This window comes from Marinomonas primoryensis, from assembly GCF_013372285.1.
Lineage (GTDB): Bacteria > Pseudomonadota > Gammaproteobacteria > Pseudomonadales > Marinomonadaceae > Marinomonas > Marinomonas primoryensis.
This window is the reverse complement of the sequence record NZ_CP054301.1, coordinates 1,558,851-1,579,624: the sequence shown is the minus strand read 5'-3', so window position 1 is coordinate 1,579,624 and position 20,774 is coordinate 1,558,851. Positions and strand designations below refer to the sequence as shown.

Annotated in this window: 18 protein-coding genes; 11 read left to right on the top strand and 7 right to left on the bottom strand. The window is 45.6% G+C overall.

The window, feature by feature from the left end:
• Positions 1-37 precede the first annotated feature (37 nt).
• Positions 38-1,045, top strand: coding sequence for an isopenicillin N synthase family dioxygenase (locus MP3633_RS07175; RefSeq protein ID WP_176335039.1), 1,008 nt, complete (start codon positions 38-40; stop codon positions 1,043-1,045).
• Between the two features lie 35 nt (positions 1,046-1,080).
• Here MP3633_RS07175 and MP3633_RS07170 read toward each other — a convergent pair whose 3' ends face one another.
• A complete protein-coding gene (locus MP3633_RS07170; RefSeq protein ID WP_244959895.1) occupies positions 1,081-2,523 on the bottom strand; it encodes an aminotransferase-like domain-containing protein in 1,443 nt (480 codons plus the stop codon).
• A gap of 116 nt (positions 2,524-2,639) precedes the next feature.
• Here MP3633_RS07170 and MP3633_RS07165 point away from each other — a divergent pair, with 116 nt between their 5' ends.
• On the top strand, positions 2,640-3,242 hold the full coding sequence (locus MP3633_RS07165) for a LysE family translocator (protein ID WP_176335037.1): 603 nt from the start codon (positions 2,640-2,642) through the stop codon (positions 3,240-3,242).
• Positions 3,243-3,273: 31 nt separating this feature from the next.
• Here the strand turns inward: MP3633_RS07165 and uraD are convergent, their stop codons facing one another.
• On the bottom strand, positions 3,274-3,795 hold the full coding sequence (gene uraD, locus MP3633_RS07160) for a 2-oxo-4-hydroxy-4-carboxy-5-ureidoimidazoline decarboxylase (protein ID WP_176335036.1): 522 nt from the start codon (positions 3,793-3,795) through the stop codon (positions 3,274-3,276).
• 212 nt (positions 3,796-4,007) lie between these two features.
• Here uraD and uraH point away from each other — a divergent pair, with 212 nt between their 5' ends.
• From uraH to MP3633_RS07115, 9 genes are all read left to right on the top strand, one after another.
• A complete protein-coding gene (gene uraH / locus MP3633_RS07155) occupies positions 4,008-4,388 on the top strand; it encodes a hydroxyisourate hydrolase (protein WP_176335035.1) in 381 nt (126 codons plus the stop codon).
• Between the two features lie 260 nt (positions 4,389-4,648).
• Positions 4,649-5,803: an FAD-dependent urate hydroxylase HpxO gene (hpxO, locus tag MP3633_RS07150; RefSeq protein ID WP_176335034.1), complete on the top strand. Its 1,155-nt coding sequence runs from the start codon at positions 4,649-4,651 to the stop codon at positions 5,801-5,803.
• A gap of 117 nt (positions 5,804-5,920) precedes the next feature.
• On the top strand, positions 5,921-6,841 hold the full coding sequence (locus MP3633_RS07145) for an ArsR/SmtB family transcription factor (protein ID WP_176335033.1): 921 nt from the start codon (positions 5,921-5,923) through the stop codon (positions 6,839-6,841).
• A gap of 267 nt (positions 6,842-7,108) precedes the next feature.
• A complete protein-coding gene (gene arfA, locus MP3633_RS07140; protein WP_176335032.1) occupies positions 7,109-8,641 on the top strand; it encodes an arabinosylfuranosidase ArfA in 1,533 nt (510 codons plus the stop codon).
• 43 nt (positions 8,642-8,684) lie between these two features.
• Positions 8,685-9,785 carry an ABC transporter ATP-binding protein gene (locus MP3633_RS07135; protein WP_176335031.1) on the top strand — a complete coding sequence of 367 codons (1,101 nt, stop codon included), beginning with the start codon at positions 8,685-8,687 and terminating at the stop codon, positions 9,783-9,785.
• A gap of 1 nt (position 9,786) precedes the next feature.
• Positions 9,787-10,668 carry a carbohydrate ABC transporter permease gene (locus tag MP3633_RS07130; RefSeq protein ID WP_176335030.1) on the top strand — a complete coding sequence of 294 codons (882 nt, stop codon included), beginning with the start codon at positions 9,787-9,789 and terminating at the stop codon, positions 10,666-10,668.
• A complete protein-coding gene (locus tag MP3633_RS07125) occupies positions 10,665-11,510 on the top strand; it encodes a carbohydrate ABC transporter permease (RefSeq protein WP_176335029.1) in 846 nt (281 codons plus the stop codon). Before MP3633_RS07130 ends, MP3633_RS07125 begins: the two co-directional genes overlap by 4 nt.
• Positions 11,511-11,618: 108 nt before the next feature.
• Positions 11,619-12,929 carry an extracellular solute-binding protein gene (locus tag MP3633_RS07120; RefSeq protein WP_176335028.1) on the top strand — a complete coding sequence of 437 codons (1,311 nt, stop codon included), beginning with the start codon at positions 11,619-11,621 and terminating at the stop codon, positions 12,927-12,929.
• 75 nt (positions 12,930-13,004) lie between these two features.
• Positions 13,005-13,985, top strand: a complete 981-nt coding sequence (locus tag MP3633_RS07115; protein ID WP_176335027.1) for an aldose epimerase family protein — start codon at positions 13,005-13,007, stop codon at positions 13,983-13,985.
• Between the two features lie 109 nt (positions 13,986-14,094).
• Here the strand turns inward: MP3633_RS07115 and MP3633_RS07110 are convergent, their stop codons facing one another.
• The 5 genes from MP3633_RS07110 to MP3633_RS07090 all read right to left on the bottom strand — a co-directional run bounded on the left by MP3633_RS07110 (position 14,095) and on the right by MP3633_RS07090 (position 20,771).
• Positions 14,095-16,056 carry a methyl-accepting chemotaxis protein gene (locus tag MP3633_RS07110; RefSeq protein ID WP_176335026.1) on the bottom strand — a complete coding sequence of 654 codons (1,962 nt, stop codon included), beginning with the start codon at positions 16,054-16,056 and terminating at the stop codon, positions 14,095-14,097.
• 453 nt (positions 16,057-16,509) lie between these two features.
• The gene (locus MP3633_RS07105) at positions 16,510-16,740 is read right to left on the bottom strand and encodes a hypothetical protein (RefSeq protein WP_112139585.1); all 231 of its coding nucleotides are present in this window, start codon (positions 16,738-16,740) and stop codon (positions 16,510-16,512) included.
• 74 nt (positions 16,741-16,814) lie between these two features.
• Positions 16,815-17,591: an electron transfer flavoprotein subunit beta gene (gene etfB, locus MP3633_RS07100; RefSeq protein ID WP_176335025.1), complete on the bottom strand. Its 777-nt coding sequence runs from the start codon at positions 17,589-17,591 to the stop codon at positions 16,815-16,817.
• Positions 17,581-18,861 (bottom strand): electron transfer flavoprotein subunit alpha, encoded by a 1,281-nt coding sequence (gene etfA, locus MP3633_RS07095; protein ID WP_176335024.1) that lies wholly within the window; start codon positions 18,859-18,861, stop codon positions 17,581-17,583. Before etfA ends, etfB begins: the two co-directional genes overlap by 11 nt.
• A complete protein-coding gene (locus MP3633_RS07090; RefSeq protein ID WP_176335023.1) occupies positions 18,861-20,771 on the bottom strand; it encodes a (Fe-S)-binding protein in 1,911 nt (636 codons plus the stop codon). The genes etfA and MP3633_RS07090 overlap by 1 nt, the downstream gene beginning before the upstream one ends.
• Between the last annotated feature and the right edge of the window lie 3 nt (positions 20,772-20,774).

Genomic DNA, 20,774 nt, shown 5'->3' with positions numbered 1-20,774 from the left:
CGGTCATTGCTCCATTTTCCATTAGGAGGAGACCAACATGACTGATTCATACTCACTTGAAGAACTGCAACGAGAAACCACCTTTGGCGGCGCGGGCAAAGACACAAACGACCGTGAAATCCGTATCATAGACCTAAGCAACTTTGACCACCGTCGTGAAGCAATAACCGAGCAACTCTGGCTTGCTGCCACCGAGATTGGCTTTTTTCAATTAAGTCACCACGGTATTCCATCCGAAGAAATAGACGCAGCCTTTATTGAGTCCGAGCGTTTCTTTGATTTGTCTGAGACCATCAAAGCCCAATACCCCAGACCAAAAGGTGTTAACGCAGGCTGGGAAAGCCGAAGCCAAATTCGCCCATCGACAGGCACAAAAGACCAGAAAGAATCCTACCAAATCACCCAATATCACATGGACAATTTGTGGCCAAGCGAAGAAGAATTGCCGAGCTTTCAAGCCAACACTTTGCATTTTGAAAAACAGTGTTGGGATGTTGGAATGAAAGTACTGTCTTGCTTTGCAGATAAATTAGGCTTTGATCGAGACTTCTTCAGTAAGGCGCACGACCCGAAGCAAACCGACTACCAAAGCACCTTGCGTCTATTGCATTATTTTCCGACCGAAGGCGTAACAGAACAAGGCAATATCTGGCGCGCAGGCGCCCACACAGACTTTGATTGTTTGACTCTACTCTTCCAACACGAAGGCCACGGCGGCTTACAAGTGTGCCCAGGAGCGGAGTCTGACAGCCAACGCTGGACTAACATTCCGCCGCTGCCGAATGTTATCACCTGCAACATTGGCGACATGCTAATGCGCTGGAGTGACGATAAACTGATCTCAAACCTACATCGGGTCCGCCAACCAAGAGTCAACGAATACTGCGGCAGCCGCCACTCCATCGCTTTTTTCTGTCAAGCCAACAAAAAGCAAATCATCCAAGGTCCAGAAAAACGTTACCAACCCATCAGCGCCGCGGATTTTTTAAACCAACGCATTCAGGCTAACTTTGTTGATAAAGAGACAGGCAAACCTTCTACTTAGCCCTTTATAACGAACGGTCAAGAAAAGAAAAGCACTCAAATCACAACGTCTTGTTGGTTATTAAACTGCCCCAAGGCATTTTCAAATTCCGCTATGCCTTCTTCAAATTCGTTTCTGGTGTTAAAGCCGCCAAGAGAAATTCGCAAAGCGTTGAGGTCTATTACCGTTGTTGATGACGCAGGATGGCGAAATAAATCCGCGGTTCTGACTTTCACATTTTTAGATAACAAGAAGGCGTTAAATTGGTTTACGTTTATAGCATTCGGTAAACAGAGCCACACATTCAAACCACCACAACGAGTGGTTAAACCATGCTTTTCAGCCATGGTCTTGAACGCTTTTTGTCGATAACGCATTTCGCCTTCTAGCAGGGATTGGTTGTGTATGAAGCGCTCGCTGGTTAGGAAACGTGTCGCGAGTTCAAAGTTTAACGTCGAAACCATCCAGCATTGGCTGTGAATGTTGGCGTTGAAGGCATGCTGCCATTCTTTAGGAACGACGCTGTAGGCGACCCGTAATCCACCCGCGACGTATTTGGACAAACTCGATAGATAAAACACGCGATCCGGGGCTTGCTGTTGCAAGGGTAAACGCCAATTTTCTGACAAACAGTAGTTCACATCGTCTTCAATGATATAAAAATCATATTCGCGGCTGAGCGTGACGATACGATCTAATTGAGCTTGAGAGTATTGAATGTTGGTTGGGTTTTGCATATTGGGCGTAATGTAAAGCAGCTTCGGTTTGTATTGCTGGCAGTAGTCTTCCAATACCATTAAGTCCAAACCTTCCTCTGTAATTGGAACGCCCAAAGGTTTTACTCGACTGGCATCGACTGCTCGGAAAAAACCGGGATACGCTAATTCTTCATGCAGCACGTAGTCGTTTTCTTTGGTGAGTATTTGCAAGCAAGTATAAATGCCCTGCTGCGCACCTTGGGTAAAGACGATGTCGCTGGTCTCTATTTTGATTTTTTTACTGCCTAACCAATCCGTAAATACTTGTTTGTGCTTGGTAACGCCTTGAGGCGAATACGTCATGATTTGAGTAACCGCATCGAGATCTTGGGCAAGTTCACTCAATGCGTTTTTCATTAACATCTGCTGACCGAGCATTGGCTGCATGCTAGACGCGAAATCATATTCTTTTGCGGTCTGGTTCACTAAGTCATCGGTGCGATTAGCTTGATTACTTGTCGTATTCGTTCGCACCGAGTTAGGCAAATTCACATAAGTGCCAGCACCGAGTTTCGCGTTGACCAAGCCTTTCTTTTCTAATAAATCATAGGCTCGTGTGACCGTGCCATGAGTAATGATCAGGCGATCTGCAAGTAACCGTTGCGCTGGTAATTTTTGCTTGTCTGGTAGATCTCCTGCCAATATGGCTTGCTCTATTAACAGCACCAATGCTTTGTATTTTGGTTGAGCCAAACAAGCATTATCAAACTCAGTTTTACTAACATTCCAAATTGTATTCATAACAATAAATAAATTGCCCATAATTGTATTGTGTGAGAATCTTAATAAGTACAATACAGCACAAACTGTATTGATACAATTAGCAATTGTAGACCTACTTTTTTTGGAATAATACGATGAATGCCGCTTTGTTAGAACTGATTCCCGCACTCGCACTTTTTTGTCTTATCAGCACGGTAACACCTGGACCGAATAATATTTTACTCGCCCATTCTGGAGCCAATTTTGGCATGAGACGAACCTTGCCGCATGTGTTGGGAATTCGTTGTGGTATGACGCTGTTGCACATCGTCATTTTGTTAGGTTTAGGGGAAATATTTAGACTCTGGCCTGTTATGCACAATGTTTTTACCTTTATTGCCGCAGGTTACATTGTCTACATGTCGGCCAAAATCGCCTTCGCCAAGATGCATAATTCCAAGAACAGCTTAAAACCGATGACCATTCTACAAGCCGCCTCGTTTCAGGCGATCAATCCAAAATCTTGGGCGAGTCTTATGTCAGCGAGCACGCTATTCACCTTAACAGGCGATCTTTTTTGGCCATCGGCGTTTTTGTGCATTATCGCGTTTAACGTCGCGACGCTGCCCGGCACATTTATGTGGATCACCATCGGCAAGTTGGTTTCAAGTAAGCTACAAGATCCGACCTTTCATCGCTACTTCAACATGCTGATGGGAATTTTATTGTTAACGACCTTGCCCATGATGTTTATCTAATGCGTATCTCAGCACTTACTTGTCAAATGCTTTATAGGCTAGCCAATCTGAATCCGGCAATTTTATGCACTTCACTCATTGCCCTATCAAATTCGGTTTTCCAGTCGTTCGGTGTTCTTTCTTCAAAACCGGCGAGGATTTGTGCTTTCGTCGCGCCTTTCACCGCCATAATGAAGGGAAAGCCAAAATTGGCTCGATACACATCGTTCAACTGAAGAAAATGCGCCAACTCTTCTTCAGAACATTGATCCAGTCCTGCGCCAGATTGTTCAGACTTAGAAGCATCAGTTAACGCACCAATCAACGCCGTTTTTCCGGCTAAATCTGGATGAGCACGTAACAGCATCAATTTTTGCTCATCCGAACTCTGCTCTACAACGTCCGCCATCGTCTGTTTTATTTTGTCTAAATGATCAAAATATCCCTCTGGCTGCTCCGCCTTTTGCCGCCACAATTGTTCCGCGACCCACTCTGAATGCTCATATATTTCACTGAATAAAGATACAAAATCCGCTTCGCTCAATTGGCTATACACGGCGTGTTGGTCTTGCATAAATACGTCTCCAAATATCGATGGTATTGACAATAAATAATGGTCTAATCTCAATCTAATACCAATAAGAACCCTTAAAATAACAGAAACACATGGCACAGATATTGATCACTATGAAATGATATTTTCAAACCTATTTCACGCATATCAGTTTCACTTGCAAAAAACAGGCAAGATTAGCCAAAGACTAAAAAATCAATTGAGGAAAAACAATGGGATACTTAACCACTCACATTTTAGACACAACAAAAGGTATCGCGGCCGCAGGCGTAACAATCCGCCTTTACAAGCATTCTTCTGATGGACAGCGACAGCTTATTCATAGCACGGTGTCAAACAATGATGGGCGCTGTGACCAACCGTTACTGCAGGATGCCCACTTCAAAGCCGCTGTGTATGAACTAGAATTCGGCATTGACGCGTATTTTGCGAAACAAGACAGCGCTCAAGATAACAACCAAAATAATCAAACAGTGCTGCCTAGTTTTTTAAACACCGTGGTGATTCGTTTTGGCATCAATGATGAAAACGCGCATTACCATATCCCTCTGCTCGTATCGCCCTATTCCTACAGCACCTATCGCGGTAGCTAACCCCATTCAATACGGGCCAGCACCCGTATAGAGCGAGCTAAAATAGAGCAAATCGAAAACAACGCGCACCAAGATATTTCACATTTCTGCCTTAACGGTCAAATAAGAAAATTGCCCTTTTCTTTTTTGGCTTATTTGAAATCCTAACGACCACCCTAAAACAAAGGTTTCACATATTAAATTATGGGTTCAATTGTTTCATGGCATGTTTATTGCGAATTACTCCCTTAATTAACGGTTTAGAGATTAAGGAGAAGGTTATGAAAGCATTGATCATCGGCGCTGGCATTGGTGGTATGTCTGCCGCGGCGGCGCTAAAGCAGCAAGGCATCGAGTGCGATATTTTTGAAGCGGTAAAAGAAATCAAACCCGTTGGTGCGGCGCTTTCTATTTGGTCAAACGGCGTGAAATGCATGAACCATCTCGGCATGGGTCACATCATGGACTCCCTCGGCGGCCCAATGCACAATCTGGCGTATCATGATGGATTGACTGGCGCCGTAATGACACAGTTTAGTCTCAGCCCTTTAGTCGAAGCGGTTGGTGAACGCCCTTGTCCTGTTTCCAGAGCTGACTTACAAAGCCAAATGATTGACTGGTGGGGCCGTGAGAAAGTGCAATTTGGCAAGCGTATTGAAAAACTTGAACAGAGTGAAACCAGCGTAACGGCTTACTTTACCGACGGTTCCAGCGCGACGGGGGATTTTATGGTGGCCGCAGACGGCACTCATTCATCGGTTCGCGCTCACGTAATTGGCTATCAAACCGAACGTCGTTACGCCGATTATGTGAACTGGAATGGATTGGTCAACATTGACGAAAACATCGCGCCGGGAAATCAATGGACAACGTTCGTTGGTGAAGGCAAACGTGTCTCCGTCATGCCAATCGCCGATGGCCGCTTCTATTTCTTCTTTGATGTGCCATTGCCAAAAGGCCTTGATGAAGACAGAACGACACTCGTTGACGATCTAAAAGGGTATTTCAAAGGCTGGGCAAAACCGGTTCAAGTACTCATCGATTCGATTGACCCTGAGGTGACCAACCGTATCGAAATTCACGACATCGAGCCTTTCGACACATTAGTAAAAGGCAATATTGCCTTGCTTGGCGATTCAGCCCACAGCACCACACCCGACATCGGCCAAGGCGGTTGCTCTGCGCTAGAAGACGCCGTTGTGCTCGGCCAATGTTTTGCAGAGACAAAAGACATTCAAACGGCCTTAAAGGACTATGAAGAAAAGCGCCGTTTTCGCGTTAAAGACCTCGTACTTAAAGCCCGCAAACGCTGCGATGTCACGCACGGGAAAAACATGCAAGAAACCCAAGCGTGGTACGACGAGCTGAGAGTGGAAAAGGGCGACAACATCATTGCCGGATTGCGCACCACCATAGTCGGCGGGCCGCTGGCTTAGTTTGGTTACTCTATCAATCAGGGCTAGCCGCTTCACACAATAGGAAAGCGGCTAGTAATTAAAACTTGATAAGAATCATAAATCTCGATATAAATATCGCCTAAACTGGAGATGGCGATGAGTAAAAAGTTCTTATTAATTACCCCTGAAGATGGCTCAGATGTGCTGAAAAGCCTAGCAGCCCCTGCCCGATTGTCCATTCTGTCGCTACTGCACGAGAAAGGGCCAATGAATGTAAACGACATCGCCGATCTTCTCGAACTCCCACAATCTTCCACCTCCAGTCACATAAACTCTCTTGAAAGCGTCGGGTTAATCACCACCGAAAGTCAAAAAGGTCGCAAAGGTAGCCAAAAAATTTGCCGCGCGGTGCACGAAGAAATCGTCTTATCCTTCAGCAATACCAAGCAAAATCAGAGCGACGTCATCGAAGTCGCCATGCCGGTTGGACTGTATTCCGAATTTGATGTTATGGCGCCTTGTGGCTTGTGTTCTGAATCTGGCATTGTTGGATTTTTAGACAGCCCAGACACTTACCTTTCTCCTGATCGCATGCGCGCTAGCCTATTATGGTTTACCAAAGGCTACGTGGAATACCAGTTCCCGAACAATGCACGCATTGTAGGAAAAACAGTAAAAGAGCTTGAATTGGTGATGGAACTGTCGTCTGAAGTACCCGGAACGTCTGAAAATTGGCCGTCTGATATTCATATTTCAATCAATGGACAAACCGCCGCTATTTGGACTGCTCCCGGTGATTATGGCGACCATCGGGGTAAATACACACCAGATTGGTGGAAGCTGGCAGGCAGTCAATACGGCCATTTGAAAAGTTTCCGCGTCACGGTAGACGGCACCTTTGTTGATGGCATACGTGTTTCTGATGTCTCTTTAAAGGATCTGGCTCTGGAAGACCACAGATCCATTCGCGTACGCATTTCTGTGCCGGATAATGCTAAACACCCAGGTGGCATTAATATTTTTGGGAAACAATTTGGCAATTACGATCAGGACATTATTTTACGCCTGCAAGCCTAGCCCAAAAGACACGATTCGATTTTTGGATAATCTAAAAAATTGTTTGTATTCAATGCCGTAGTTTTTTGAAACCGACTCAAGACTCTTCCTCTATTCTTTTACTTCTGTTAAATCATTCTTTTTTCGTGTTTTTGAGCAAAAAATAATCGATTCATTGATTGACCTTTGACCGTTTATCCTCTTAATATCCAATAATCAGATAAGAAACATAAAATCAGATATAAACTTCTTAAAAATATAAATACAAAAATGAAAAAGGAGAACACAATGCGCGCCACTGTTACCGCACATAAAGATTATGTGATCGCAAAGATAGATCCTCGCCTTTACGGCTCTTTTATCGAACACTTAGGACGAGCTGTTTACAGTGGTATTTACGAACCAGACCATGCAACAGCAGACGAACACGGCTTTCGCCAAGATGTTATCGAGTTAATTAAAGACATCGATGTTCCCGTCACTCGCTACCCTGGCGGTAATTTTGTTTCTGCTTACAACTGGGAAGATGGCATTGGACCAAAAGAAGACCGCCCAACTCGTCTCGACCTTGCTTGGCACACATCAGAAAGCAACGAAGTTGGCATTCACGAATTCGCTGAATGGGCAGAACAAGCTGGCACAGAAATGATGTTAGCGGTAAACCTTGGCTCACGAGGCCTAGACGAAGCACGCGCTTTTCTTGAATACGTGAATCATCCTGGTGGCTCTTATTGGTCTGACCTTCGCAAGCAAAACGGCCGAGAAGAACCTTGGGACGTAAAGCTCTGGTGCCTTGGCAATGAAATGGACGGCCCTTGGCAAATCGGACAAAAAACCGCCGCCGAATACGGTCGAGTGGCGTTTGAAACTGCCAAAGCCATGCGCGCCTTTGATAAGAATATTGAGCTGGTCGTTTGTGGTTCTTCTTCCCCTAAAATGCCAACTTACCCAGAATGGGAAGGCACGGTTCTCGATTACACCTACGACACAATCGACTACATTTCACTGCACATGTATTTTGACAACCATGAGAAAAACACCGCCAACTATCTTGCGAAAGCCTGCTTACTTGATAACTACATCGATACCGTTGCCGCTGTCATAAAAACCACCAAAGCCAAAAAGCGCTCGAATCACGATGTGTACATTTCCTTCGATGAATGGAATGTCTGGTACCACTCTAACGAACAAGATAAAGACCTTCTCGGCGGCAATGACGGTTGGCCACATGCTCCAGCGTTATTAGAAGACATTTACGATTTCGCCGATACACTGCAAGTTGGTTGTATTCTGAATACCTTTATTCGTCACTGTGACGTGGTCAAAATTGGTTGCTTGGCACAACTGGTCAACGTTATTGCGCCCATCATGACGGTCAAAGGCGGCCCAGCTTGGCGTCAGTCAACTTACTATCCGTATTTGTACGCATCCCAATATGGACGCGGCACAGCACTGAACCTTGCAGTGCAATGCCAAGGCTACGATACCGAGTTCGCCAGCGATGTGTCTTATTTGGATATTTCTGCTGTGGAGTCGGATAAAGATGGCGCGCTCACCTTCTTCATTGTTAACCGTCACCCAGACGAAAATATTGAATTGGATCTTTCTCTACAAGGATTCTCAGATCCGTCTCTAAAAGAGCAGCCACACCAGACAATCATTATGGATAAAGTCATGGCGGGTCACGCCCTAGACACGAAAAATGGCCCAAATGCAGAACAAGTTGCACCGAAAGACGGCCAAGGCGCAGCCATCAAACAGCAAATACTAACGGCAAGCATTGCTCCAATGAGCTATCGCATGATTCGACTTGGGGCGTAATTCCCCACAATCTTCCGTTTAACCTTTGCTGAGAGAGGAAACCATGTCTGCATCTATCTCGATAAAAAATATAACAAAGCGATATGACGACGTTACCGTATTAGACGACATCAACTTGCACATTGAAGACGGTGAGTTTGTTGTATTCCTTGGCCCGTCTGGCTGTGGGAAATCCACCTTATTACGGATGATTGCGGGGCTAGAATCCATTACAGAAGGTTCCATAGACATTGGCGACAAACGCATTGATACCTTACCTCCGGGTCAACGTGGCGTCGCCATGGTGTTTCAATCCTACGCGCTCTATCCTCATATGACGACTCGCCAAAACATGGCGTTTGGCCTCGAAAATGTGAACGTCGCGCAAGACGAAATTGATCGTCGAGTGAATGACGCCGCGACAATACTCGAAATAGATCACTTGCTAGATCGTAAACCGGGACGATTATCCGGCGGCCAACGCCAACGCGTCGCCATCGGACGCGCCATTGTCAAAGAACCAAAAGCCTTTCTCTTCGATGAACCTTTGTCGAATTTAGACGCGGCGTTACGCGGTAGAACACGATTAGAGCTCGCGCAACTCCACCAGCGCTTAGGTTCTACCATGATCTTTGTCACCCACGATCAAGTAGAAGCCATGACGCTCGCGGATCGCATTGTCATCATGCACGAGCAAAAAATAGAACAAATCGGCACACCCATGGAAATTTACCAACATCCAGTGAGTCGCTTTGTCGCGGAGTTTGTTGGCTCGCCACCCATGTCGATGCTGCCGATTAATCATATTGAAGGCACACCCGAAGGTGTGACAGTCGAAGTCAGTGGCGCTGGTAAGGTGGCCACTGCAATTGTATTGCCAGAAAACTTTAAAACCACGGGCGCGGTAATCGGCATTCGCGCCGAAGATACTTCGGTCGTGTCTCCGGAAGACGACGGCCTTGATCTGACAATAAAGGTGGTCGAACGTTTAGGCGATCGCACGCTACTTTATGGCTGCTTAATCGATGGCACAGACCTAATCGTCGAAGATTCTGGACGATCCACCGTGAAAGCCGGCCATATTGTAAGAGTCGCTCTTTCGTCCCATGCAGCACACATTTTTGACGGTGATGGCCTTGCTCATCACAGTCAACAGGAGGTATAGCATGGCGGAAAGTTATCGTCGCTCCCGTTGGTCAAATGGTTTGTTTGTCGTGCCTTATCTCAGTGTTTTTTTAACCTTGTTGGTATTTCCGCTTGGTTGGGGTATTTGGCTGTCCCTTAATAAAGTTGATTTGTTTGGTGGTGAACGCTTCATCGGGTTAAAAAATTACGCGCGCGTTTTGAGCGACCCAATTTTTGGTCAAGCCGTAAAAAACACGCTTATCTTCGTTGGTGTATCCGTTCCGACCTTGGTCATTCTGGGGCTGTTTTTGGCATTAGCCTTAAACAAAACTACCAAAGGGTCGGCTTTCTTACGCGGTGTGTTTTTTGCCTCGTCCATTTTGTCTGTCACCATTGTTACGCTCATTTGGCGAATCGTCTTCATTCCCAATGACGGTTTGATGTCGTTGATTTTTGAGTTTTTCGGCTGGCAACCGATTGGCTTTCTGTCCACGAAAGGCTGGTCGCTCTTCTCCGTTGGTGTCGCTACCGTGTGGTGGTGTATTGGCTTGCCCATGATGCTTTTCTTGGCCGCTTTACAACAAATTCCGAAAGACCTTTATGAAGCCGCTGCCCTCGACAACGCCTCTCGCTGGCGCGTACTTACTCGCATTACGCTGCCATCCATTAAATCCACCATTATGTTGGTCGCGATTATTCAAGTGGTGATGCAGTTCCAGTTGTTTGGTCAGGCACAACTCATGACCAACGGCGGCCCAGCAGGGTCATCACGACCGATTGTTATGTACATTTATGAAATTGGTTTCTTGCGTTGGGACATCGGGATGGGCGCCGCGGCGTCGCAAATTCTGTTCTTAATCATTCTGTGTGCCGCCATGCTTCAGTATTGGGTCAGCACGCGTAAAGAGGAGACAGACACATGAAAACAATGAATTACTCTCCCGACCATTTAACCTCGAACCGTCGTCTTTTTTGGGTTGCTGCCCTACTCGGCTTGATCATGATGGCGCCTGTGGCTTGGATTATTGGTCTTTCGCTAAAAGACAACGCAGAATTGCTAAAAGGCACCGAAGCCGTATTCTCCATGCCTTACACCTTGATGAACTACGCCAATATTCTAAAGTCTTCCAGTGTTTTTGGTTGGTTTATGAATTCCATGATCGTGGCGGTCGGTCAAACGTTCGGCGTCTTATTGCTTTCTTCGCTGGCAGGTTACGCTTTCGCGAGACTGGAATTCCCCTTCCGCAAAACGCTGTTCATCATTGTGCTATTTGGCTTAGCGGTACCAGAACAAGCGGTGATCATCGCTCGTCATCAAATGTTCAACTGGTTTGACTTGCATAACACGCACATTGGTTTGATCTTGCCTAACTTGTCTTCGGCGTTCGGTGTTTTTCTGATGACGCAGTTCTTTCGAGCCATTCCAAAAGAAATTGACGAAGCGGCCATGCTCGACAACGCCTCAACCTTTCGAATTTTCTGGAAAGTCCTGCTACCACTTACGTTGCCAGCACAAGCAACGCTCGGCATTTTTACTTTCTTACAAGCTTGGAATGATTACTGGTGGCCGCTTATCTCTGCTACAAAATCCGACATGTACACACTCACCATCGGCATAGCCTCGTCGCAAACAAACTTTGCGCAATCGGAAGGCTTAGGATTTTTAGGCGCACAAGCCATCTTTGCCTCCTTACCAGTGGTGCTCGTGTACATATTCTTCCAACGTCACATAGTCACCGCGGTATCAGGAGGCGCCGTGAAATAACGTTCGCTGTAACGGCTAAGAAATAGAATTGAGATAAAACGTAATATAAGAAAAATTGAAGTAATAAATAGGAAAACAACAATAACAATGACCTAGGAGAAAAAGACAATGAATAAGCTTCTTATCGGAACCACCACTGTCAGCATGCTGATGCTTTCATCATGGGCAACGGCCAACACCACCATTGAACTACAACGTTTTTTTGGTGCCTGTGAAGCGGAATATGGAAAAGCGACGGACGTCTCCGCGGCAGTTGGTGAATGTGGCATTATCACCACATTAGTCAATAAATTCGACGCCGATAATCCAGACATTGACGTCAAAGTCACCACGGTAGAATGGCCGGGATACGATCAGTTAAATGCCCAGTTAGCGTCTCGATCTGCGCCCGACGTCGTTTCCATGCATTATTCGGCCATGTCAGATTACCAATCCCGTGGACTTTTAGTGCCTCTAGACGCATTACTAAAAGACCAAAAAATCAAAGCAACCGACTTCACTGATGCCGCCATTTCCAGTGTCACAAAAGAAGGTAAGATCTACGCCTTACCGTTTGATAACTGGACCATGCTATTTCATGTTAATAATAATTTGATGGAAAAAGCGGGCTTAATGAAAGCCGACGGCAAGCCCATTTTACCCACCAGCCGTGATGAGCTTTTCACTCAAGGCAAACAGTTCTATGACGCAACGGGCAAGCCTTATCTCGTTCAAATATTGGCCAACGAAACCGCCACGTATGCGCGTATTTTTTATACGCTAATGATGCAACAAGACAGTCCGTTCTTTGCCGATCCAAGCCACATTGATTTAAGCGGTAAAGACGCCAAAACCGCACTGAGTTTCATGAAAGACATCATGGACAAAGGGCTCAGCACCACGGACATGGATTACCCTGCCGCCGTGTCTGGCTTTGCAAACGGCGATGGTGGTATCGCGGTAAATGGCACTTGGTTAATTGGTTCCTACTACGATCAATCAACAAAAGCCGATAACGCGCTATCTAACGGTTACAGCGTGTTCCCTGTGCCACAATTTTTCAAACAAAAAGACGCCACCTACGCCGATGGACATGGCTGGGTAGTGCCTCGTGGTAATCGCAGCGATGAAAAAATGGCCGCCATCGGTAAGTTGTTTAAATTCTTATACGATAACGATTTCGAATGGTCGCGAACCGGTCACTTGCCTACCGTGAAAAAAGTGATTGCAAGCAATGAATTCAAATCGCTGCCTCATCGTAGTGATATCGCTAAAATCGCCAAAACAGGACAAGCCCTTCCCGCCGGCGTATTACGCCAATTTGCCATTCAAGATATTCTTGGGGAAGAATTAGGTTCTGCCGTAAATGGCGATAAATCAATAGACGATGCCTTAGAAACAGCGCAGTATCGTATTAACGACTTATTAGAAAATATCTAATTAATCTACCTATAATTTATCTATCATAACGGGAGCTTCGGCTCCTGTTTCTTACAATAAGAGAGCGTTTTTATCATGAACTTAGCGCCAGATCTCAGTCAAGTTAAGCGCATCACACTGACCAATGCACAACTCAAGGTGACTATTTTAACCTTAGGCGCTAGCATTCAATCGGTTTACCTTAATGGTTACGAGCACTCATTGGTACTTGGTTCGTCGAAATTAGCAGACTACCTAGGCTCGGCAAAATACTTTGGTGCGGTTGTTGGAAGAGTGGCGAATCGTATCGACAAAGGTCACGCTGTGATCGATGGAAAAATCTATCAGTTACCGCCAACCTTACCAGAAGAACACCATTTACACGGTGGCCCAGCTGGAACCGGCAGCAGAAACTGGTCGATCATCGAACAAACAGACGACATGGTTCAACTGCAAACAAAGCTTGCTGATGGTGAAATGGGGTATCCGGGTAACATGGTCGTCGATGTATTTTATCGATTGCTTGATAGCACGTTAGAGATGGAAATAAAGGCCACCACCGACAAACTGACGATTTGTAATTTTGCGGGACACAGTTACCTAAACCTCGATGGAACAGGCTCTATTTTAGATCACCAACTTTGCATCAAGGCTGACCACTACTTACCCGTCGATGCGGGATTGATCCCTACTGGCGAAGTGACGCCGACTGCTGGGGGCGTGTTTGATTTTAATCAGCTACGCACGATAGGCCGAGATGACTACCCAGCACTCGACACTAACTTTTGCCTTGCTCTTGGTCATCGCACTGTGCAAACCGTTGCAACACTCAAAGCGCCGATCACGGGCCTCACATTGAATTACCAAACGACCGAGCCAGGATTGCAAGTATACGATGGACGCCACATACATCTGGACGCTGACTCTAATATTAATACAGGCGAACTGAACGCATACGCAGGACTTGCTCTAGAGGCACAACATTGGCCAGATGCCATCAATCAATCGCACTTTCCGCCGATTTTACTCGCGCCAGAAGATACCTATCAGCAAGTCACTCGTTACGTGTTTGCTTGATCCAGAAAATTTGCTTGATCAAAAAAATAGGAAAGAGCATAAAAAAAGGGCGGGGTTCTATGTTTAATAATAGAAACTCGCCCCTTTATACTCTTTGAGTGGGTATTATTTATTCAGTACGAAAGCGCACGACCATCGAACGTAGCTCTTTACTCAGTTGATCTTGCTTCTGGCAAAGCGTCGCAACGTCTCCTGATATTCCCGAAACACGATACGCAGATTCACTGATGGTGTTGATGTTTTCATTAATGCCTTCCGTTACTGCACGTTGCTCTTCGGCAGACGTGGCCGTTTGCAACGTCATATCACGCATTTGCTTCACAACTTGTTCGATTTGTTCGAAGGAGTCCAACGCTTGATCGGACAAACTGATGGCACTTTCAGATTCTGCCAAACTCGTCACCATAGAATCCGAAGCTTGCTTGGTTCTATTGGCAAGCAGCCCTAATATGCGATTAATCTGCTCGGTCGACTCTTGCGTACGTCCCGCCAATGTCCGTACTTCATCGGCCACTACCGCAAACCCTCGACCTTGCTCTCCAGCACGAGCGGCTTCTATCGCTGCGTTCAATGCCAACAAATTAGTCTGTTCTGCAATACCCTGAATCGTCGATAGAATCTGATTAATATCGGCAGTTTCTTTTTGCAGCTCAATAATAATCTGATTAGATTCTTTTAATCGTGTCCCTAAACGGTTCACCCCTTCTGAGCTTTTCATAAGAAGGCTTTTCCCCGCAATGGTTGTCTCTAAGCCTTTCTCAGAAAATTCCGCAGAATGACTGCAGCTTTCCGCGGCTTCGTTAGAAGCAATCACCATTTGCTGTCCTGCCTCGGCAATCAACTCAATAGACTGCAATTGCTGAGTGGTTGACAGTGCCACTTCATTTGCTTTCACGGCAGTTTCAGCAGCAATTTTATCGATTTGTATACCTGACTCTTTGATACCAAGAATTAACTTGCGAGTAGACTCAATAAATTGATTAAACCAATTAGACAGTGTGCCTGTTTCATCATTAGTGTGAATGTCAATTTTGGACGTGAGGTCTCCCTCTCCTTCAGCCAATGTGCGCAAGTGATTGGAAACCGACTGAATTGGAGTGATTAGGCTTTTCGCCATCAAATAAGCAACAATACCAAACACAATAAGCAGCAACACACACACAATGGCGGTCGTCTTAATCAATTCATTTGTGCTGGAATAAATTTCAGACGCGGGCATTAAACCAATAAATTTCCACTTAAGATTTGGAGAGGTATACACATTAGCGTAGTAATCAACACCATCAAGTTGAAAGTTCGTAACACCTTCAGACGTACTCGCAATTTTTTGATAGGCGTCAATGTCAGCTATGTTTTTAAAATTATTATCAGGATGAAGCGCATCGACTAAAATAGTCCCCGTCTTCTCGATGACCATTAGACTGCCCAGCTCACCCAACTTCGTTTTGTTTGCCATTTCTGTTAACGTTTTGATCGATACATCAACCGCAACGACACCGCCAATATCATTGCCTTTTTTATACGTTCGAACGGCAGAAACATAAACTGCGTCATCGGGTTCCCAGTAATAGGCATCACGTATAACGACCTTGCCTGAGTTTTCCACCGCTTTAGAGTACCAACCTTTCTGCTTAGGATTCCATTCTGCGTATTCATACGTTCCAGGCCATTCTAAATAACCGTCGCTTTCATCGCCCATATAAACGTAAACAAAATTCGGATTGTTCTTACCTATTGCTTCAAACATATTAAAAGTAGCGGCTTCACGACCACCATTCTGTTCGGCTATTTTACTCGGCGCTTTTCCTTGTTTTTCATGATAGGTTGTTAATGGTTTGGCGTCTGACGCAGTGACTGGTTCACTCTCAGAAATAAAAGCAACAACATATTTGATATCACTCATAAATTGATCAAATGTTTCCTCAACAGCACCTAAGGTTTGTCCGCTGTTTTTAGAAAAACTTTTTAGTGCCTGATCTGAAGCAAGAAAAGCGGTAATTGAACTGACCACTAAGACGGGTAATACGGTGGCGATTGAAAATGCAATCAACAGCTTCGTTTTTATTTTCATAAAATTTATCCAATTATTGAAAACATTCACTGACTTATTATCAGCAATATCAAGTAGCCATTAAAACATACTTACTGATATGACAGTTCATCGTCAGTATTTTTTAATGTTATTTAAACGATTTCTATTTGATATTTGTATTCCCTGCCTACTACTTTGTTTTCCATACATACACATACATAAAATACGGCATTACAAACGTATAAACCATAACCACACTACAAAATGTAACGAATATAAATGGACTAATAAGTCCAATAATTTTGGTCATGATATTTTCAGAAAGGAATTTTTATTCATGAGAATAGATATAAGTAATAAAATCCGATAGGAACTTATTACTTATATCTGACTAAGAATTAGCATTTACTACGAGGTCATATTAAAAAACACTAGGTCATGTTTCAAAAGAGGAAGGACTTAGCACAGTGTACTTTATTAGTAATGCACGTCCTAACTAAAAACCGCCATAACACTAGACACTTCAGGTAAGACAGTCGTGTTGTCTTTTTGCATTTCGGTGCAAAGATCTTTTACGAAGGGAGTTTGCTCTGGATAAGCTCGTAACCAAGACAATACTGTCGCCTGCACTTCGAGCAAGCTTTGATCTTGAGTGACAGGGGCGCCAAGAGCGATAAGCTTTTCTTTAAAATCGACCTCGTCGATCAAGTCTACAATCATCATATTACATACCTATAAACAGACAATCTGTTCAATCAATAACCAGCAGGACAAACAGCTTATACCTAAACGACCGCTTAGCGTACCACTTTCTCTTCTAATAAAAGGTCAAAGATGGCATGCGCTTTTTCAGAGGACGTTTCGTTTTTCATTACTTTACCACCACCGCCAACTGGCTTCGCTGTCGCTGCCTTCATTCGATCCGCCGCGGTTTTTGCTTTGACCACTTTTAAACGCTTAGGCCGAGGCTTAGCCACGCTAAGCTGCCATTGGCTCGCTACTGCATCTACGACACTGTCTACATCGACTATTTTTAACTCTGCTCTTAGTCCTGGACCAAACGCAGTTTGCCGAGCTTCTTGGGCAGCATTGTCCACACTGGCAATAAAGGGCAGTTTAACGGTTAGCGCTCGACGTTGACCTCGAGGCAAAGCCAATAACACTTCGGCTTCCCCTTCATTGATACTAAGAATGTCGGCAACACGAGGCACTAAAGGCCAGCCTAATTGCTCAGCTAATAAATACGGCAACATACCAGATGACTCGCCGTTTTCTGCACGAACTCCGGTTAAAACAAGGCTCGCCTCATTTTCTTGTAAAAATGCAACCAACACAGGTAAAGCATCACAATCACTCTTTTGTGCTAATACCGTCAGAGATGGCAAGCCCATCCCCGCGTATTGTCGTAACACTGGCTCTTCAGCATTTCCCGCATGCACCACGGTTAATGCTTTGTTTGCGAGTTTTAAGCCTAACTCAACGGCTCGACCATCTTGATCCGCACGACGAGATCGACCTGACTGAGGATGGCGGCCTACCGACACCAAAGACACTACGTTGGTATTAAGCGGCATCGCTCTTCTCCTCTTGTCTTTTAGATAACGCATATTGTTGCGCAAGTTTCGCCAGCTCTTCCAATATCGCCTCACTGTCGGCTATCACCGCCAAATCAGCGCGCTTTACCATGTCACAACCAGCATCGGTGTTGATCGCAACCACCTTGTCACATTGCCCAATACCCTGCATGTGCTGAATGGCACCAGAAATACCCACTGCCAAATACACTCGAGCGGTCACCCAAGTGCCGGACGCGCCTACTTGGCGAGATCGTGGCATAAAACCATCGTCCACGGCCACACGGCTGGCGCCTTCTGTTGCACCTAAAGCCTCTGCTGTGGCATGGAACTGATCCCAATTATGAATACCGTTACCTGCCGAGAGAATAAATTCCGCTTCCGCTAACGGCACCGCGTTTGAATCCACGGCGATCTGTCCTTTATCCAACAATCGACAATCTATTTGAGCCATTGATTCCAATGACAAAGACAAAGGCAATGCCTGATGGCGTGTTTCATCAACCGCCTCAGCGCACTCTTCCATCAACGTTAAGATGCGTGGCGTGTCACGCAGAATATCCTGACTACCAGACGCACAACGACTAACAGTTTGCGTCCCTTTAACTTGCCATGCCTGTGCAGCAAGACGTTCACCCAAGCGCGCCGCCAAACGACAAGCGAGATCCGTGCCGCCATGAATACTGTCAGGAAACAGCCAATGTTTCGGCTGATATTGAGCTTCTACCTGCTCTAACGCAGCCAATCTGTTTTCTGGCGAGAAACCTTCAAACGCTTCGCCTGCCAGATGAATAATGCGATCCACACCCGCCAAATCGAATTGTGTTTCTTTGCTTTCACCAAAACACACCAGCACGACAGCACAGCTCTGTTTCTCTGGCAAGGGTTCCGCTACAAGCTGATGAGCCAGCCCTAAAATATCTTTATCATGACTGGTCAAACGACCACCTACCATGTCTGCCACGACCATAATGTAGAAATCTGGATTTTCAACAATATGCAAAGGCAACTGAACGCTTTGCACCTCTGAAGTACGTTTTTTACCGGTTGTCGCACCAGAAACAGCATTTATTCTGTCTATACGTTTAATGCCATTCGGCCCAATAAATCCGACCAAATGAGGATTCTTACGAAGCAAACCTGACGGGCCACGAACCTCGGCATTTCCGGCTAACAGCGTATCTTTATGTAAAGGATGCAGGCGATTACGAGCAATCCATTCCGCTCTTGGGTCTCGTCGCAACTCATTCCCTGAAGAAAAATCACTCATTAGTGCATCTCCTCTTTGAGCTGTCCGGCTAAAATTTCAGCAATGTCTTTTACTACTGGTCGAGGTTCCACAACACCCTCAAGCATCGCAGTACATTGCTGACATCCCACTGCAACCAACTCTGCTCCTGTGCTCGTCACATCTTCCATACGCATGTCAGCAATACGACGTTCACCTGGAATATCGGTAACCGGTGCGCCACCGCCACCGCCACAACAACGTGAACGATAACCCGATCTTTCCATTTCCGCGATATCAATACCCAAGCTAGCAAGCAGTTCTCGTGGTGCTTCGTATTCGCCATTATAACGACCAAGATAACAAGGGTCGTGATACGTCACCTTGCCGCCGCTAAATGGATTTAAATTGAAGCGACCTTCTTTAACTAAGCGATTCAAAAACGTCGTATGGTGTAAAACCTCTACGTCTTTTAAAGCATCCGATCCAAAATCACCGTATTCATTTTTCAAACAATGGAATGCATGAGGGTCTGTGGTCACTATTTTGTTAAAGCGATATTTCGACAGCGTGGCGAGATTGCGCTTCGCCAAATTCTGGAAAGTCGCATCATCGCCTAAGCGTCTGGCAACATCGCCACTGTCCAGCTCTTCATCTCCCAAAATAGCCACGTCCACATTGGCCGCCTTGAGCAATTTTACGAAAGCACGAAGAATCCGCTGACTGCGCATATCAAACGCACCATCGGACACCCAAAACAACACATCAGTTTGTTTTACGTCTTTCATTACATTCAAATTTTGATCCGCTGCCCAGTGTGTTCGGCTCGCTGGAGAATAACCATTTGGATTATCCGTCGCGATAATATTCTCTAGTACTTGTGCACCCTTATTTGGTGTATTGCCTTTTTCCAGCGTTAAAAAACGACGCATATCGACAATCGCATCCACGTGCTCAATCATCATCGGGCATTCTTCAACACAAGCACGACAGGTCGTGCAAGACCAAAGCGTATCGGGATGAATCAAGCCTTCAGTAATAATTTGGTTCGCGCCACCGGTGGCGTTACCAACGTCTACGCCTGGGTAAGGACTGCCTGCGTATTTTTCATCCGTACCACCCGCAAAACCGACGACCATGTCTTGAATGAGTTTTTTGGGATTTAACGGCTGACCTGCTGCAAATGCAGGGCACACGGCTTCGCATCGACCACACTGAACGCACGCATCAAAGCCTAATAATTGGTTCCATTTAAAGTCCGATGGTGTCGCCACGCCATGAACCTCGCCACCCAGTACCGCTGACTTTAACCCCGTAGAACGACCACCACCAAAACGCTCTGGACGACGATGAAAAGCAAGATGTAAAGCGCCAGCAAAAGCGTGTTTCATCGGTCCACCCCACGTCATGCCAAACAACATTTCGCCAAGGCTCATTAAAATCAAAACGGACAACACTAAAGTAAGCAACCAACCACCAAAACCTTCTGGTAACACACCAGCAGCCGGCAAAGTCAGTACAAAAAAGGTAATCGAAAAAGTCAGCAAGCTTTTTGGTAAACGCATCCACGGGCCTTTTGACAGGCGCGAAGGCGGATTTAATCGACGCTTAGCCACAAATAATGCACCGCAAAACATCACTATTAACGCCGCCAATAATGCCCAAGCCAAGACTTTACTGTCGACGCCAAACAGGTGAATCAATACTACCAACGCCATAGCGAGCACAAAACCACCGCCCGTTGCTACGTGGGTACGAGACATGTATTTGTCACGCTCCACCACATGATGAAGATCGTGCAAATAACGCTTTGGCATGGCGAGCAAACCCGCCAACAAGTCTACTTTTTCAGCTTGGCCTGCGCGCCATAGATTGACGCGACGAACCGCACCAATCCCAGCAAGCACCAGCAGAACACCAATCAGTGTTGGAGGTAACCAATCAAGAATCATCTT